Source organism: Cupriavidus sp. AU9028, assembly GCF_019795295.1.
Taxonomy (GTDB): Bacteria; Pseudomonadota; Gammaproteobacteria; order Burkholderiales; family Burkholderiaceae; genus Cupriavidus.
Genome location: NZ_JAIMCG010000009.1, coordinates 183,766 through 200,003 on the forward strand (window position 1 = coordinate 183,766; position 16,238 = coordinate 200,003).

Annotated in this window: 13 protein-coding genes; 7 read left to right on the forward strand and 6 right to left on the reverse strand. The window is 67.2% G+C overall.

Annotated features, from left to right (window positions below):
• Positions 1 to 13: 13 nt before the first annotated feature.
• The 5 genes from K6V06_RS12300 to mnmE all read right to left on the reverse strand — a co-directional run bounded on the left by K6V06_RS12300 (position 14) and on the right by mnmE (position 4,600).
• Positions 14 to 454, reverse strand: coding sequence for a CBS domain-containing protein (locus K6V06_RS12300; RefSeq protein ID WP_222243761.1), 441 nt, complete (start codon positions 452 to 454; stop codon positions 14 to 16).
• A 183-nt stretch (positions 455 to 637) separates the two neighbouring features.
• Complete coding sequence (locus K6V06_RS12305) at positions 638 to 1,756, reverse strand: hypothetical protein (protein WP_222243763.1); 1,119 nt, start codon at positions 1,754 to 1,756, stop codon at positions 638 to 640.
• Positions 1,757 to 1,771: 15 nt separating this feature from the next.
• Complete coding sequence (locus K6V06_RS12310) at positions 1,772 to 2,599, reverse strand: DUF72 domain-containing protein (RefSeq protein WP_222243765.1); 828 nt, start codon at positions 2,597 to 2,599, stop codon at positions 1,772 to 1,774.
• A gap of 14 nt (positions 2,600 to 2,613) precedes the next feature.
• Positions 2,614 to 2,949 (reverse strand): nucleotide pyrophosphohydrolase, encoded by a 336-nt coding sequence (locus K6V06_RS12315; RefSeq protein WP_222243767.1) that lies wholly within the window; start codon positions 2,947 to 2,949, stop codon positions 2,614 to 2,616.
• Positions 2,950 to 3,064: 115 nt separating this feature from the next.
• A complete protein-coding gene (gene mnmE, locus K6V06_RS12320) occupies positions 3,065 to 4,600 on the reverse strand; it encodes a tRNA uridine-5-carboxymethylaminomethyl(34) synthesis GTPase MnmE (protein WP_222243769.1) in 1,536 nt (511 codons plus the stop codon).
• Between the two features lie 166 nt (positions 4,601 to 4,766).
• Here mnmE and K6V06_RS12325 point away from each other — a divergent pair, with 166 nt between their 5' ends.
• From K6V06_RS12325 to K6V06_RS12350, 6 genes are all read left to right on the forward strand, one after another.
• Positions 4,767 to 5,009: a hypothetical protein gene (locus K6V06_RS12325; RefSeq protein WP_222243771.1), complete on the forward strand. Its 243-nt coding sequence runs from the start codon at positions 4,767 to 4,769 to the stop codon at positions 5,007 to 5,009.
• A 183-nt stretch (positions 5,010 to 5,192) separates the two neighbouring features.
• Positions 5,193 to 5,720 (forward strand): Sbal_3080 family lipoprotein, encoded by a 528-nt coding sequence (locus K6V06_RS12330; RefSeq protein WP_222243773.1) that lies wholly within the window; start codon positions 5,193 to 5,195, stop codon positions 5,718 to 5,720.
• A gap of 296 nt (positions 5,721 to 6,016) precedes the next feature.
• Entirely contained in the window at positions 6,017 to 8,230 is a 2,214-nt protein-coding gene (locus tag K6V06_RS12335; protein WP_255581791.1) for a DUF6351 family protein, read from the forward strand.
• 175 nt (positions 8,231 to 8,405) lie between these two features.
• A complete protein-coding gene (locus tag K6V06_RS12340; RefSeq protein WP_222243775.1) occupies positions 8,406 to 9,380 on the forward strand; it encodes a tripartite tricarboxylate transporter substrate-binding protein in 975 nt (324 codons plus the stop codon).
• Between the two features lie 109 nt (positions 9,381 to 9,489).
• Positions 9,490 to 11,406, forward strand: coding sequence for an ATP-binding protein (locus K6V06_RS12345; RefSeq protein WP_222243778.1), 1,917 nt, complete (start codon positions 9,490 to 9,492; stop codon positions 11,404 to 11,406).
• 23 nt (positions 11,407 to 11,429) lie between these two features.
• Entirely contained in the window at positions 11,430 to 12,788 is a 1,359-nt protein-coding gene (locus tag K6V06_RS12350; RefSeq protein ID WP_222243780.1) for a sigma-54 dependent transcriptional regulator, read from the forward strand.
• 102 nt (positions 12,789 to 12,890) lie between these two features.
• On the opposite strand, the gene K6V06_RS12355 is transcribed toward K6V06_RS12350, so the two are convergent.
• The gene (locus tag K6V06_RS12355; protein ID WP_255581793.1) at positions 12,891 to 14,948 is read right to left on the reverse strand and encodes a methyl-accepting chemotaxis protein; all 2,058 of its coding nucleotides are present in this window, start codon (positions 14,946 to 14,948) and stop codon (positions 12,891 to 12,893) included.
• A gap of 326 nt (positions 14,949 to 15,274) precedes the next feature.
• Between K6V06_RS12355 and K6V06_RS12360 the strand changes: the two genes are divergently transcribed.
• Positions 15,275 to 15,943: a tetratricopeptide repeat protein gene (locus K6V06_RS12360; protein ID WP_255581802.1), complete on the forward strand. Its 669-nt coding sequence runs from the start codon at positions 15,275 to 15,277 to the stop codon at positions 15,941 to 15,943.
• Positions 15,944 to 16,238: the final 295 nt, after the last annotated feature.

Below are 16,238 nucleotides of genomic sequence, written 5' to 3' on the forward strand. Positions count from 1 at the left end.
GGCCGAGGGGTCCTCAACGGCCTCCGCCAGTGATGTACTGCTCCAGCTGCTCGATGATGAAGCGCTGTTCCGAGATGATGCCCTTGACCAGATCGCCGATCGACAGCAGGCCGAGCAACTCGTCCCCCTCCATCACCGGAAGGTGCCGCAACCGGTGCTGCGTCATCAGGGCCATGCACTCCTCGGTGGTCTGGTCCGGCCGGACATAGATCACGGCCGTGGTCATGATGTCGCGCACGAGCGTATCGCGCGAGGTCCTCTGCATCAGGATCACCTTGCGCGCGTAGTCGCGCTCGCTGAGGATGCCGACGATCTTGCCGTGTTCCATCACCAGCAGAGCGCCGATTCCTTTCTCGGCCATCAATTGCAGGGCCGAATAGACGGTGGCCCCGGGCTGGATGCTGTAGATGGCCTGGCTTTCCTTCGATTCCAGAACCTGCCTTGCGGTGGTCATACGCTTCTCCGTGAGATACGCAGATGAGGCGGAGGAGGAAAATGAGATGCATGGAGCGCATATCGAGCGGCGCGCTCGTTTCCAGCTTAGCAAAAGGAAAGCCGAACGCCACAGACGCCGATACGGCAGCATCACAAGCGGAGTTGGGAAACGGGCCGGAACGGCCGTGGCGCAGGGCCGGGGTTACCCACGGACTCGGCCCCACACCCGCCGTGGCGGCGCCGTGTCCTCCATCTGCTCTTCTCCTTGCAGGGTCAAACCGGTGTTGTCTGCGGCCGCACAAAGCTTGCCCATCAGGTGCCGGAGGTCGCGCTGGTCCTGCGGCGTCAGTTCAGGGGTCGAGGAGAGCCATCGCATGACGATGACGACGGCCTGCCTCTGCTCCACATCGTCGCAGATCGCCGAGCGCAGCAGGGGCAGCGCCTTCGATAGCTTCAGCAGCGATTCCTTGACCATCCCGTGCAGCGCGGCAGGTTCCAACGGCTCGAAGGGCGGCAGCGTCACGGATCGCTGGACAGCGTTGTTCACCTGTTCGCGGTAGGCTCCACTTGCCGGATGGTTTACGCGAAGAAGGTGCTGTAGCAGCAGCCGTTGCACGCCCTCGCATACCCACTGCTGCAGCATGTCGCGGCTGGTCTGGTCCAGCGGCACGTCAACGTACTGCATGGCGAGCTGCCGGGCGCTCCATACCTCGAACTCGGTGCCGCAGATCCCCCGGACGGCTTGCGCGGCTTCCGAGTCGACCTCGGCTATTGGGTTCGCAGGCGCGGAGGCCGGCACGGCGGAACCGTCGTCGGCATGCGGGTTGGTAACGGCCTGCTCGTGCCGCTTGATCGCCTGCAGCCCGGCGTCGACGGCGGCCGGGCTGGGAAAGCGGGCCGCGGCCTTCTCGGCTTGCGCCGCTGGCGCGGGCGGCGCACCAGTGTTTCGCGCGGCCCTCGGCCAGCATGCGAACGGCCGACGCAGCAGCGCGAGAAGCCATCCCAGGAATCGGGTCAGCTTCTCGCGCAGGGTCGCTCGCTTGACCGCCGCAGCGGGCGCAGGTGTGCTGTCGTTTTCCGGTTCGGGGCGGATACGGTACTCAAGACCGGTGCTGCGTGCAGGAAGCGAGTCGGGTGAAGCGACGATGGGGGGAGCCGGAGGGAGGCGCTGCGGTAATGGGGACTGCGGGATCATTGATTGGGTAGGCGCAAGCAAAGGCAGTTCGGCCCGCCATTGTTGATCTGCTTTTGCCAAAGGTCTTTCGCAAAGCGCCTTCCATACCGCGATTTCGCTTGCCACGGCCGCCAGAAGGCTATCCATGCTGGCTTCCGTGCGCTATTGCTCCGGTTCGCTCAATCGCTTCAGCACGGCCTGCGCGGCAGCCGGAGCCCGCTGCTTCTCCCCGTTGATGAAGAACACGAACACATCACGAGGCTTGCCCGGGGTGGCGGTGCCGTTGTCCACGAGAGGCACGCCATCCGGAATGCCGCCGTCTCTCCAGGTGCGGAAGCGCTGCACCCACGCATCCAGCACGCGCTCGGCATACCCGGACTTGAGCCGAAGGCTGGATCGCATCATCCGGGCGTAGACAAAATCGGCGGTCAGATCGGCGATCGACGGGAACTTGTCCGAGTCGGTGAATACGGTCGCGGCCTTGTATTTCCGGGCCAGGGCGAGGTACTCCGGGCAGGCGAAGCTGTCGTGCCGCACTTCCAGAACGTGGCGCAGCTTGCGGTCTTCGGCTTTCGCCGGCAGGAGGGAGAGAAACGCTTCGAAATCGTCGGCTTGAAATGTCTTGGTCGGCGCGAACTGCCAGACGATCGGTCCCAGCTTGTCACCCAGCTCCGCGATGCCGCTGTCGATGAAGCGCGTGATCGACTCGCCGGATTCGGCCAGCACGCGCCGGTTGGTGCAGTAGCGCGATGCCTTCACCGAAAACACGAAGCCCTCCGGCGTCTGCGCGCGCCACTTCGCGAACGACTCGCGCTTCTGCGTGCCGTGATAGGTGCTGTTGATCTCGATGGCCGTGAGCTGGCCGCTGGCATATTCCAGCTCTCGGGCATGCGGAAGGTCGGGCGGGTAGAAGGTGCCGCGCCACGGTTCATACGTCCATCCTCCGATACCGACGCGTATCGTGCCCGCTGCTTTTTGTTTTTGCGGCATGCCTCGATCTCCGGTCAGTCCGGTCCGGGCGATGGGACCGGATACTTGATCGCATTCAACTCCAGCTTGTCCCGCACGGCGGCATCCAGATCGACGCCCAGCGCGCTCGCAAGCTCGGTCAGGTAGATCAGGATGTCGGCCAGCTCCTGGCGAACATGTTCCCGTTCTTCCGTCGCCATGACATTGCGCGATTCTTCCTCGGTTTTCCACTGGAATATCTCCACCAGCTCCGCCACTTCGACGCTCAAGGCCATGGAAAGATTCTTCGGCGAGTGGTACTTGCTCCAGTCGCGCGCGCGAATGAAGTCGTCGAGGACTTGTTGCAGCGGGGCGGTGTCGATCAGTTTCATGGCGTTGGAGCCGGAAAAGGAGGGCGATTTGCAATGGCCAGAAGGAGGGCTGTCCGCGAAAGGGACGACCGGGTGACAGCCGATTGCCGCCGGGGCGCTGCCCCGGGGCTGCCCATTACTTCCCAATACAAAACCGCGTAAAGATCGTCCCCAGCAGATCGTCGCTGGTGAATTCGCCGGTAATGCTGTTCAACTGCTCCTGCGCAAGCCGCAGTTCCTCGGCGAACAGGTCCAGTGCCTGGGCCTGCTGCTCGGACTGCTCGGCGGCCAGGTCCAGGTGCGATTGCGCGCTGCGCAGCGCGGACAGGTGCCGTTCGCGGGCGAGGAAGGTGCCTTCGTTGCCGCTGCTTTGCCAGCCGACCACGCGCAGCAGTTCGTGGCGCAGCAGGTCGATGCCGGCGCCGGTGCGGGCGGAGATCCAGATTTCGGTCGGGTTCGGGCCGTTGGCGGCGACGACATGCGGGCGGTTGCCGCCGAAGGCGACCGTGCCGACCGCCGGGGCCAGATCGATCTTGTTGACGACGCGCAGGATGGGGGAGCCGGGCGGCAGGCGGCCGGAGAGCTGGTCGTCGATGGCGTCGTCCTCTTCGGACAGGCCCTTGTCGAGATAGTCGGCGGCGTCGATCAGATGCAGCACCACGTCGGCCCGGCCGACGGCCTCCCAGGTTCGCTCGATGCCGATGCGCTCGACTTCGTCGGAGGGTTGCTCGCGTAGTCCGGCGGTGTCGATGATGTGCAGGGGAATGCCTTCGATCTGGATGGTTTCCCGCACGCGGTCGCGAGTGGTGCCGGCGATGGGCGTGACGATGGCCAGTTCGGCGCCGGCAAGGGCGTTCAGCAGGGAGGACTTGCCGACGTTGGGCTGCCCCGCCAGCACGACCGACAGTCCCTCGCGCAGCAGGGCGCCCTGCCGGGCCTGGGCCAGCACGTCGGTCAGCGCCCGGCGGATGGCCGCCAGTTGGCCGCGGGCGTCGGACGCTTCCAGGAAGTCGATCTCTTCCTCCGGGAAGTCGAGCGTCGCTTCGACCAGCATGCGCAGCCGGATGATACGGTCGACGAGATCCCGTACCGCGGTGGAGAAGGCGCCTTCCATGGAGCGGGCAGCGGAGCGGGCGGCGGCCTCGGTGCTGGCCTCGATCAGGTCCGCGACGGCTTCGGCCTGGGCCAGGTCCAGCTTGTCGTTCAGGTAGGCCCGGCGCGTGAATTCGCCCGGTTCGGCCAGCCTGACGCCGAGTGCCTGCCCTGCCTCGAGGCAGCGGGACAGCAGCATCTGCATGACGACCGGCCCGCCGTGGCCCTGCAGTTCGACGACGTCCTCGCCGGTGTAGGAGTGCGGTCCGGGGAAGTACAGGGCGATGCCGTGATCGATGACCTGGTCCTTGCCGTCGCGGAAGGGCAGATAGGCGGCATGCCGGGGCGCCGGCACCTGCCCGCACAGGGCCTGGGCGATGGCGCGGGCGTGCGGGCCGGAAACGCGAACGACCCCGATGCCGCCCTGTCCCGGTGCGGTGGCGATCGCGGCGATGGTGTCGGAGGAAGAGGCGGAAGTGTTCAAGGCGCTGACGGTCGGATCGACGTTGCTGTCTATTGTGGCAGATCGCCATGTCGATGAGACGTTCCATTGGCCTGCCGCGGGCCGGAAAGCCGCCATGGGCGCCGATTTCCGCACACGTCGGAAGTGTAGGACAAGCCCGACACCGCTTTCGGCGGCCTGTCGATAAGTGGCGGCCGGTGGCGCTTGTATCGTTCACCCATACGAACGGAGATGCCGCTGACGCCAGCGGTCTCCGGCAACGAACAAGCAAAGGATCGATGAAATGGTTGTCCAGACTGCAACGATGCCCGGGGAACAGGCCGCCGCACTGTTGCGAATCCTGACGGTGACTCGCCAGGCATGGCAAATGACCGAGGCCCAGCCGGAAGCCGCTGCCTCGCGCGATGGATCGACGGCGCGCCGCCGGGCGGCGCAGAGCCGCACCGCCTATCTGACTGAACTCGCCTCGCGTGCGCTTCAGGCGCAAGTGATGGCGCTGCGCTGCCGGCAAGCATTTGTCGGCTGAATCACGCACGACCCTCGGGGCCTTGCGCAGATTCGACGTTCTTTGTGTGTCTCCTTGGTTCTTGGCCAGCCTTCGGGCTGGCTTTTTCTTTGCTGCTGGTGCATCGGGTCAAGGTCATTGCGCTAAAGATGCGCGCCGCCGCTGCCGTTAGCGCGAAGGACAACCGCCCACGCCTGGACCGATATGCGCACCGCTTTCCTCTCCGCCACCGCCCTGACGCTCGCCCTGACCATGTCGGGCTGCGCTTCCTATCAGGCCGTCAGTCCGGTGGAACCGCTGGCGGCGCCGCTCGATCCGCTGCAGGCGACGGTGCAGATCCGCCAGGATGAGGAGACGCTGTTCTGCGTGATCGGCGGCCAGGCCGGCACGCCATTCTTCCCGGCGATGTACAACGCGCTGAGCCGGCGCGGCTTCGACGTGAAGCTGCTGCCGCCGGACGCATCGGTGGCCGCTTGCCCGCTGACGGCGGTCTATGACGCGACGCAGCAATCGTACTGGCGCACCTTCCTGACGTCGGCGCGGATCACCGTCTACCGCCACGGCGACTATGCCGGACGCGCGTTCTATGACGCCCGCCGCTCGGCCGGGGGGCTGAACCTGAGCAACTGGGTCGATCCGGACGCGAAGATAGAGGAATTGATCGGGCAACTGTTCCCGGGCCGGGTGGCGGTACCGCCGACCGCGCAGGCGGCGCCCGCTTCCCCCATCTGAGAGCGCACCGGAGCCCGCTCCTCCTCCGCGCGCGGGCGGACTTTTCGCACGGCCCGATGACGGGTTTGTGCGGTTTTCCGTCCATGTCTGCTTTTTTGCAGACATTGTGACTCCTGTCTGACTCCTGACAAATCAACGCCTTAGCGCTCCTGCCGCTGGAGCGCCGGCGATGGCACATCCATTGCGATGATTGGCCTTCGCAAGCTGCCGCGCAAGACGGCGGCAGTCGCACCGCTCCGGTCAGCGGAGCGCGGAAAAGGCAACGCCGGACCCCCCGGCGGATACAGGAGACAAAGATGCAGCACGCGAATGCGAGAAGAGCAGGTTGGAGTCTGCCGTCCCGGCCGACCCTGTTGATGGCGGCGGCGCTGACCGCGATGGCGCTGGCCGGGTGCGGCGGCGATGACGACGATGACCATCACCACGGGGGTGGCGGCGAGCCGAAGCCGCCGGTGGCGACGGTCGAGGCAACCGTGCTGTCCTCGGCGCCGGAACGGGTGACCGGCGGCGATGCGCTGGTGCGGGTGAAGGTCAGCCAGACGGCTGCCGGGCAGAACTTCCAGGTGCGCGCCAACGGCAACGATGTGAGCGCTGCCTTCACGCCGACGGGCAACGGCGAGGCGCTGGGCATCGTCAGCGGGTTGCGCGATGGCGAGAACATGGTCGAGGTGCGCTATGGCGAGGCGACCACGACGCTGTCGCTGACCAACTATCCGATCACCGGCCCGGTGTTCTCCGGTCCCCATCAGAAGCCGTATGTCTGCGCCACCGAGACCTTCACGCTGCCCGATGGCAGCAAGCTCGGCGCACCGCTGGACGCGAACTGCTCGGTCGAGCGCCGCGTGCACCATGTCTATCGCTCCACGGCGGGCACCTACAAGCCGCTGCCGACGCCGGTGAGCGCCTATCCGTCGGACCTGGCCTATACGAACAACAACGCCGGGGCGACGGTCCCCTACATCGTGCGGGTGGAGACGGGCACGATCAACCGCGCCATCTACCAGACGGCCGTGCTGCACGATCCGAGCAAGGAGCCGGAACCGACGCCGCTGGCGCAGCCGCGCGGCTGGAACAAGAAGGTGATCTATCCGCTGGGCGGCGGCTGCCAGGGCGGCTGGTTCATGCAGGGCGCGCCGGTGTCGGTGCTGAACGACGGCCATCTGCGCAAGGGCTATGCGGTGACCAGCGCGTCGTTGAATACCTTCGGCAACAACTGCAATGACCTGCTGTCGTCGGAGACGATCGCGATGGTGAAGGAACGGCTGATCGAGAACTACGGCGTGCCGACCTTCACGATTGGCACGGGCGGTTCGGGCGGCGCCTATCAGAGCCACCAGACGGCGGACAACTACCCGGGGCTGTTCGACGGCATCATCGTCTCGATGGTGTTCCCGGACGTGACCTCTTCCACGCTGTTCAAGGTGTTCGACTCGCGGCTGCTGAACCTGTACTTCACCAACAAGGCGGCCCCGGGCCTGTACACCGACGAGCAGCGCCGCGCGATCTCCGGCTATCTGCAGGTCGGCAATATCGCGGCGATGAGCGGCAGCGCCGGGCGCCTGGACCCGGTGGTGTCGTTCCCCGCCGGCTTCCCGGCCGACCAGCGCTACGATCCCGTGACCAACCCGACCGGTGCCCGCGCCACGGTCTATGACCATACCGTCAACGTCTACGGCAAGGACGCGCGCGGTTTCGCCAAGCGGCCGATCGACAATGTGGGCGTGCAGTACGGCCTGCAGGCGCTGAACAACGGCGTGATCACGGTGGACCAGTTCATCGACCTGAACGAGAAGATCGGCGGGCTGGACGTGGACTTCAAGCCGACCGCGGAACGGACCTCGGGCGACCTGGATGCCATCGCGCGTGCCTACCAGTCCGGGCGCATTACCTTCGGTGGCGGTGGCCTGGCGACCACGCCGATCATCGACCAGCGCGACTACTACGACGATCGGGTCAACGGCGACATCCACAACAAGATCCACACCTACTCCCTGCGCGAGCGGCTGAAGGCGGTCAACGGCCATGCCGACAACCAGGTCATTGTCGGTCCGGGCCAGATCACCGATGACAACTTCGACCAGATGGACCGCTGGCTGACGGCGATCCTGAGCGACACGGCGGACGGGTCGAAGGCCGAGAAGGTGGTACGCAACAAGCCGGTGGATCTGGTCAACGCCTGCTGGGATGCCGGCCGCAACAAGATCGTCGAGGAGCCGAGCGCGTTCGAGCCGAACCAGTGCAACACGCTGTATCCGGCCGGCACCACGCCGCGCATGGTGGCGGGCGGGCCGCTGGCGGACAACATCGTCAAGTGCCAGCTCAAGCCGGTCGATCCGGCCGACTACGCGACGATGCTGACGCCGGCGCAGCTGGACCGCGTGCGCGCGGCCTTCCCGGCCGGCGTGTGCGACTGGAGCAAGCCCGGCGTGGAGCAGCAACCGCTGGCGGGCACGTGGCAGTCGTTCGGTCCGTCGCCGGTGAACCTGCTGTTCGACGTGACGCGTCCGTAAGGCAGCGCGCGTCCCCGCGCCGCACCGCGGCGCACCGGTTGCGACGCTGGCCAGGCGTCGCCCATCAGAGCGGGAGGACGCCGGGCGCCCCCATGGCGTCCCGGGTCTCACCCGCCAGCCCTGCCGCCGCCGGATGGTCCGGCGGCGGCCTTTCCTTCGAGACAGGTCCAATCCCATGACATTGAAGAACGCCATCTGCATGGCCGCGGCCATGCTTTGCCTGAACGTCGCCCAGGCGCAGGAATTCCCCGGCAATCGGCCGGTCAGCGCGGTCGTGCCGTTCGCCGCGGGCGGCCCGACCGACAAGGTCGCGCGTGAACTGGCGATGGTGATGAGCCGCCATCTCGGCGCGCAGGTCATCATCGAGAATGCCGGCGGCGCTGGCGGCACCATCGGCGCGCGCAAGGTCGCGCAATCGCGCGGCGACGGCTATACCGTGCTGATCCACCATATCGGCATGTCGACGGCGCCGGCGCTGTACCGCAAGCTGGGGTTCGATCCGCTGAAGGACTTCGAGATGATCGGCGAGATCGCCGACGTACCGATGGTGCTGGTCGCCAACAAGGCGCTGCCGCCGTCGTCGTTGAAGGAGCTGGTGCCGTATCTGAAGACCAATGCAAAGACCGCCTCGCTGGCCAATGCCGGGGTCGGTTCGGCCTCGCATCTTTGCGGGCTGCTGTTCATGCACGCGGTGCAGACCGAGCTGACGACGGTGCCGTACAAGGGCACGGCGCCGGCGCTGACGGATCTGCTGGGCGGCCAGGTCAACCTGATGTGCGACCAGACCACCAACCTGGCCGGCCAGCTGAAGGCCGGGGCGGTGAAGACCTACGCGGCGATGCAGCCGCAACGCATCGAGGCGTTCAAGGACATCCCGTCGGCGCGGGAGGAAGGACTGGCGGGCATCGAGGTGAAGATCTGGCACGCCATGTACGCGCCCAAGGGCACCCCGGCACCGGTGGTGGAGAAGCTGTCCGCGGCGCTGCAGGCGGCGGTGCAGGACAAGGGCTTCCGCGCCAAGATGGCCGAGCTCGGGGCCGAGGCGGTACCGGCCGCGCGGGCGCAGCCCGATTCGCTGCGCGCGCATCTGGGCGCGGAGATCGCCAAATGGACGCCGGTGATCCGCGCCGCTGGCGTTTACGCGGATTGACGCAGTGCGCAAGCGGCCGGCCTAATGTCCGGCCGCCTGTGCCGGGCTGCCGCGGTCCGTTCGTGGCAGTGAAACGGACCCGGGCGCCCGGCCCCCGTCGCCGCATTCCATGACCGACACCCAAGCGACCGCCGCCAATCCGTCCGCCATGCCGAACCATCCCCGGTGTTGGCGCGGCTTGCTGCGACCGGTTTCGGTGGCGGCGCTGGTGCTGGCGATGGCCGCGGGCGTCGCGGTGGCCTATGTGTGGGGCGAGCGCGCGGGCATCCGTGCCCAGCGCGACGGCGCCGCCCATCGCATCGAGGCCTATATCGCGGGCCTGGGCAGCGAGATGCGCCGCTACGAATATCTGCCGGCGGTGGTGGCGCTGCACCCCGATGTGCGCAACCTGCTGCGGCAACCGTCGGCGCCGGGCCTGCCGATGGAGGTCAACCGCTTCCTTGCGGGCGTCAACGCGGCGGCGCAGTCCACGGCGATCTACGTGATGGATGCCCAGGGTCTGACGCTCGCCGCCAGCAACTGGAACCAGCTGGCCAGCTTCGTCGGCATCAACTTTTCCTACCGCCCCTACTTCCATGACGCACTGCGCGGCAAGCCGGGCCGCTTCTATGGCATCGGCACGGTCAGCCGCGAGCCCGGGTACTACTTCTCGCAGCCGATCGTCGAGGACGGCGTGGTGCTGGGCGTTGCCGCGGTCAAGGTCAACCTGGACCAGATCGACGAACCCTGGATGCACAGCGACGACCGCATCATGGTGGTCGATGCCAACGGCGTGGTGTTCCTGACGTCGCAGGCGGACTGGCGCTTCAAGACGCTGCGCGAACTGCCGAGCGAGACGCGCTGGCAGCTGGCGACGACGCGGCAATATTCGACCGTCGATTCGCTGGACCCGATCGGCTTTCGCGAGCAGCGCCGCTATGCCGCCGACATCAGCGTGATGCAGATGCCCGATGGCGGCGAGTTCCTGGCGCAGAGCCGGCCCATCCCGGGCACGGACTGGCGCCTGATCGTGCTGTCGGAAATGGAGCCGATCCGCACGCTGGCCCGCAACAGCGCGGTGATCGTCGCCTTTGCGCTCGGCTTCCTGGTGGTGCTGATCCTCTATGTGCGGCAGCGGCGGCGGACCACCATGGCGAGCCTTGCCGCCAAGGCCGACCTGCAGCGGGCGCACGACGAGCTGGAGCGCAAGGTGGCGCTGCGTACCGCCGCGTTGTCCAACTCGAACCTGAAGCTGCAGAAGGAAATCGGCGAGCGCGAGCGTGCCGAGCAGGTGCTGAAGGCCGCGATGGACGAGCTGGTGCAGGCCAGCAAGATGGCCGCGCTGGGCCAGATGTCGACCGGCATCACGCACGAGCTGAACCAGCCGCTGGCGGCGCTGCGCACGTTGTCGGCCAATACGGTGGTGTTCTTCCGGCGCGGACAGACCGAGGCGGTGGAGGAGAACCTCGACGTGATCTGCCAGATGGTCGAGCGGATGGGGCGCATCACCGCGCAGCTGAAGAAGTTCGCCCGCAAGACGCCGGTGCAGTCGGTGCCCACGCCCGTGGATGCGGTGGTCGCCGACGCGCTGTTCCTGCTGGACTCGCGCATCCGCAACGAAGGCGTGGAGCTTGTGCTGGACGTACCCGACCCGCAGCCGCTGGCGATGTGCGAGGGCAACCGGCTGGAGCAGGTGCTGGTCAACCTGTTGTCCAATGCACTGGATGCGATGCACGACGGTGCGGAGCGGCTGCTGCAGGTACGGGTGGAAGCGGACCCGCAGTGGGTATCGATCCATGTCATCGATACCGGCGGGGGCATCGATGACGAGGTGATGCCGCGCCTGTTCGAGCCGTTCTTCACCACCAAGCCGCAGGGCGTGGGCCTGGGCCTGGGGCTGGCGATCTCCGCCGATATCGTGCGGGATTTCGGCGGCACGCTGCGCGAGGAGAACCATTGCACGCAGCGGGACGGCATGGCGGTGCGCGGCGCGCGCTTCGTGGTGCAGTTGCAGCGGGCACACGAGCCGCAGCCACCCCTCATCTAATTCCTGTGAAGGAGAAGCGGACCATGCAAGCCGATCTTTCCGTGCTGTATGTCGAAGACGACGCCGCCGTGCGGCTTGGCAGCACGCAGGCGCTGCAGATCGCCGGCTTGCGCGTGGAGGGGTTTGGCTCCGCCGAACAGGTGCTGCACCGGCTCGCCGCCGGTTATCCGGGCGTGCTGGTGACCGATGTGCGCCTGCCCGGCATCAATGGACTGGCGCTGCTGGACAAGGCGCTGGAGATCGAGCCGGCGCTGCCGGTGATCCTGGTGACCGGGCATGGCGACATCTCGATGGCGGTGCAGGCGATGCGCCGCGGCGCGTACGACTTCATCGAGAAGCCGTATTCGGCCGGGCAACTGACCGACGTGGTGCAGCGCGCGCTGGAAAAGCGCGCGCTGACGCTGGAGGTGCAGGCGCTGCGGCGGCAGCTGGCGGACACCAAGGCGATCGAGGCCAAGGTGATCGGCCGTTCCGCGGCGATGGAGCGGCTGCGGGCACTGATCCTGGACCTGGCCTGCACCGACGCCGATGTGCTGATCCTGGGCGAGACCGGCACCGGCAAGGAACTGGTGGCGCGCTGCCTGCACGAGTACGGGCCGCGCCGGCAGGGCAATTTCGCCGCGTTGAACTGCGGTGGGGTACCGGAGCCGCTGTTCGAGAGCGAAGTGTTCGGGCACGAGTCGGGCGCCTTCACCGGCGCGGCGCGCCGGCGCGTGGGCAAGATCGAATACGCGCAGAAGGGCACCCTGTTCCTGGACGAGATCGAGACCATGCCGGTGTCGCTGCAGATCAAGCTGCTGCGCACGCTGCAGGAGCGGCAGTTCGAGCGGCTGGGCTCGAACACGCTGCTGCCGATGGATTGCCGCGTGGTGGCGGCCAGCAAGGCGGATCTGCTGGCGCGCTCGGACGAGCAGCGTTTCCGTGCCGACCTGTACTACCGGCTGAGCGTCGCGGTCATCGACATCCCGCCGCTGCGGGAGCGGCGCGAGGATATCCCGCTGCTGTTCTCGCACTTCCTGCTGCACGCCGCGCTGCGCTACGAGCGCCCGGTGCCGGAGGTATCGGCCCAGCATATGCACGAGCTGATGATGCATCCCTGGCCCGGCAATGTCCGCGAGCTGCGCAATGCGGCAGACCGCTTCGTGCTGGGTCTTGGCAACACCGCCGCCTTGCAGTTCCAGCCGTCCACGGCGGCCCGCACGCTGGACGAGCAGGTGGCGGTGTTCGAGCGCCGGCTGATCGAGGACGCGCTGCGCGCCGCGTCCGGGCGTACCGCCGCGGCCAGCGATCTGCTGGGCGTGCCGAAGAAAACGCTGTACGACAAGATCCGGCGGCTGGGCATCCAGATCGAGGCCTTTCGCGGCGCGGCACTGACGGAATAGCCGGTCAGGCGCGAGCGTGACGGGTGCCACAAGCGAAAACGGCCGGCACCGCGCTTGCGATGCCGGCCGCCGTCGCGGGTGCCGGTGGGCTGCGCCGGCGACTTACGCCAGGCGGAACACCGCCACGGCTTCGCGCAGCTGGCGCGCGCGCTGGTCCAGGCTGTCCGCCGCGGCGGCCGCTTCCTCAACGAGGGCTGCGTTCTGCTGCGTCACGCCATCCATCTCCGATACCGCGGTACTGACTTCGGCGATGCCCTGCGATTGCTCGCGCGAGGCGGCGCTGATCTCGGACATCAGGCCGGCGATGCCTTCGATGCGGCGCACGATGTCGTCCATCGCCGTGCCGGCTTCCTGCACGGCGGTATTGCCGTCGCGCAGGTCGTTGACGGTCCGCTCGATCAGCGCCTTGATCTCGCCGGCAGCGGTGGCACTGCGTTGCGCCAGGCTGCGTACTTCACCGGCCACCACCGCGAAGCCGCGGCCATGCTCGCCGGCGCGCGCGGCTTCCACCGCGGCGTTGAGCGCGAGGATATTGGTCTGGAAGGCGATGCCATCGATCATACCGATGATGTCCACCACCTGCTGCGCGTTCTTATGCACTCCGTCGATGGTCTGCACGACGCGCTCGACGGTGGCGCCGCCCGCTCGGGCGGCATCCGCGGTGGTGCGCACGGCCGCGTTGGCGTCCTGCGCATTGTCGGCGTTTTGCCGTACCGTGGCATTGAGCTGCTCGATGCTGGACACCGTGCGCTCCAGGCTGGAGGCCTGCGCCGCGGTGCGCTTGGACAGGTCGTCGTTGCCGCTGGCGATTTCGCCGCTGGCCAGCACGATGGCATCGGCGCTCTCGCGCACGGTGCCGACGATGCCGGACAGGCCCTCGCCCACGCCGTCGATGGCCTGCATCAGTTCGCCGATTTCGTCCCGGCGCCGGGTATCAAGGCGCGTGCTCAGGTCGCCGGCGGCGAGACGGTGCGCGGCGGCCGCCGCGTTGGCCAGCGGCCGGCTGACCATCTTGCGCAGCATCCACCAGAAGCCGGCCGACACCAGCAGTGCCAGCACCACGCTGGCGGCGAGGAAGCGGTTGCGCGTGGCCACCAGCTCCGCGTGCAGGCTCTCCAGCGGCACCGTGGCGACGATCAGCCACTGCCACTCCGGATAGGTTTCGAATGCGGTCAGGCGCTCGGCGGCAGGCTGGCCGTCGAGGGCAACCCGGTGGATCACGTCGCCCTGTTTCGCCGCGATCATCTCGCGCAGCCACGGTTTGCCGTCCTCGTCGCGCGCATCGAGCACGTTCTCGCCTTCCTGGCGCCGGGCGACCAGCAGCTTGCCCTGGTCGGGGCCCGGCTTGACGTCGACGATCATCAGGTGGCCGTCAGTGCCGATGGCCTTGCGCCGGACGCGGTTCTTCAGCATCGCCAGTTCGGCCGAGATCTCCACGCCTACGTAGAGGGCGCCGACGATCTGGCCGTTGGCATCGCGCACCGCTTCGTACTTGCTCATGTAGGGCCGGCCGAACAGCCAGGTCAGCGCCCGGTAGGAGCGGCCAGCCTGCATCGCGGCGTAGGCCGGGCCGGAGCGGTCCAGCACGGTTCCCACCGCGCGCTCGCCATCCTGCTTCTTCAGCGAAGTGGTGACGCGCACGAAGTCGTCGCCAGCGCGCGCGAAGACGGTGGCCACCGTGCCGCCGGTGATCGAGGTGAACCGGTCCGCAATATCGAAGTTGCCGTTCAGCAGGGTCTCACCGCTGGAAAAATGCGGCGTCGGGCGACCCGCCACGTCGATCATTTGCGACGGATCCAGGGTGTAGGGCGCCGGCACATGCGCGGCCAGCGTCATCATGAAGCGGTCCGCTTCCTGCAGCATGGTGTCGTCAAACTGGCCGACCATGTCGCGCAGGGTCTGGTTCTGCGCATGCAGCGCATCGCGTTGCTGGGTGTCGAGCTGCCGGATGCTGGTGCTGGAGAGCACCAGCGCGAACAGCGCAAACACCACCAGTTGCACGGCCAGCACGATCAGCGCGAGGCGGGTGCCGATGCGGGCCGGGCCTTGCCGAAAGAGGGAGAAGCGGGACCGGGAGGGTGCCTCGGGTGAGGTCGCGGAATGCAGTAGCGGCGCGACGGCATCTGCCGATGCGGGCGGGGAGGGGGCGATTTGGCGCAAAAGAAAAAGCTCCAGCAAAAGTGAAAATGTGATCCATTAGCAGCTTGTGGCCGCTGTGGACGCATGATCTCCGTCACGTCGTCGTACACGGTTTACGGAGCGGGACGCTGGAGTCTTGATGTCGCGGTTATGCTTTATGCTGGATTAAGCATTCGATTAAAAGAGCAGGAATGTGCTTGCCGGATGCCGGGTCTCGTTGACCGCGGATCGGCTTGCTCGGTCTGGTCTGGTCTGGTGAAAGCGGTGCTCCTACACTGCGTGGAAGGTCCGTCCCGTTGGAGCCCAATATGCCGAACCATCCATGGCGGCGGCGAATCGCCATCCCGATGCTGCTGCTTGCGCTGAGCCTGCTGCCTTCCTTCGCGTTCGCTACCTCCGATCCCGGGCAACCGGCGCAGGCGCTGACGCAACAGGCGGTGGCCGAATACGAGGCGGGGGCCCATGACGATGCGCTGCGCGACTTTGCGCGAGCCGCGCGGCAGGGCAACCGGCTGGCGCAGTTCAATTACGCGATGATGCTGCTGCGAGGCGAGGGCACCGCGCAGAAGCCGGCCGAAGCGCTGGTGTGGCTGAAGAAGGCGGCCGACGCCGAGATGACGCATGCGCAGTTCACCTGGGGCGAACTGCACGAGCGCGGCGATTTCGTGCCGCGCTCGCTGGAGGAGGCCAACCGCTGGTACCGCCGCGCCGGACAGGGCGGACACGTGCAGGCGCAGGTGGCGCTGGCGACCAACTATTTCACGGGGCGCGGCGTGCCGCTGGACTATGGCGAGGCCTTCGCCTGGTACAGCCGTGCGGCCGATGCCGGGGACGGCAGCGCCCAGTACATCGTCGGCAGCTTCTACGAGCGCGGCGAACCGGGTGTGGTGGAGCGCGACCTGGAGCAGGCGAGGGTCTGGTATGCGAGGTCGGCAGCGCGCGGCGATCCGGGCGCGCTGGCCAAGCTGCGCTCGCTGCTGGAGCAGGCGGCGCGCTCGCGCCGGCCCACGATGTAGCGGGCGCGGGGAGGGGGGTTGCGCGCCTTGCCCTCTCCCCCGGCCCCTCTCCCGCAGGGGCGGGAGAGGGGAGCACCCCCAGGGGACGCGAAGGCAGTCGGTTTGCTCCCCTTTACCCGCCTTGGGAGAGGCAAGCACCCTGGCGACATAAAGGCAGTCGGTTTGCTCTGTAGTGGTCAAGTTTTTTCAGACAGGTGTTTAGGTGGTCTGGTGGAACTTGTCCTCGTAGTGCTGTGGTGACTGGTAGTCCAGTGTGGAGTGCAGCCGTACCGGGTTATAGAAGCCAACGATGTAC

Excerpts from the sequence above, each read along its gene's own strand:
- K6V06_RS12300 (WP_222243761.1), bottom strand. The coding sequence starts at position 454 with ATGACCACCGCAAGGCAGGTTCTGGAATCGAAGGAAAGCCAGGCCATC.
- K6V06_RS12305 (WP_222243763.1), bottom strand. The coding sequence starts at position 1,756 with ATGGATAGCCTTCTGGCGGCCGTGGCAAGCGAAATCGCGGTATGGAAG.
- K6V06_RS12310 (WP_222243765.1), bottom strand. The coding sequence starts at position 2,599 with ATGCCGCAAAAACAAAAAGCAGCGGGCACGATACGCGTCGGTATCGGA.
- K6V06_RS12315 (WP_222243767.1), bottom strand. The coding sequence starts at position 2,949 with ATGAAACTGATCGACACCGCCCCGCTGCAACAAGTCCTCGACGACTTC.
- mnmE (WP_222243769.1), bottom strand. The coding sequence starts at position 4,600 with ATGGCGGCTTTCCGGCCCGCGGCAGGCCAATGGAACGTCTCATCGACA.
- K6V06_RS12325 (WP_222243771.1), top strand. The coding sequence starts at position 4,767 with ATGGTTGTCCAGACTGCAACGATGCCCGGGGAACAGGCCGCCGCACTG.
- K6V06_RS12330 (WP_222243773.1), top strand. The coding sequence starts at position 5,193 with ATGCGCACCGCTTTCCTCTCCGCCACCGCCCTGACGCTCGCCCTGACC.
- K6V06_RS12335 (WP_255581791.1), top strand. The coding sequence starts at position 6,017 with ATGCAGCACGCGAATGCGAGAAGAGCAGGTTGGAGTCTGCCGTCCCGG.
- K6V06_RS12340 (WP_222243775.1), top strand. The coding sequence starts at position 8,406 with ATGACATTGAAGAACGCCATCTGCATGGCCGCGGCCATGCTTTGCCTG.
- K6V06_RS12345 (WP_222243778.1), top strand. The coding sequence starts at position 9,490 with ATGACCGACACCCAAGCGACCGCCGCCAATCCGTCCGCCATGCCGAAC.
- K6V06_RS12350 (WP_222243780.1), top strand. The coding sequence starts at position 11,430 with ATGCAAGCCGATCTTTCCGTGCTGTATGTCGAAGACGACGCCGCCGTG.
- K6V06_RS12360 (WP_255581802.1), top strand. The coding sequence starts at position 15,275 with ATGCTGCTGCTTGCGCTGAGCCTGCTGCCTTCCTTCGCGTTCGCTACC.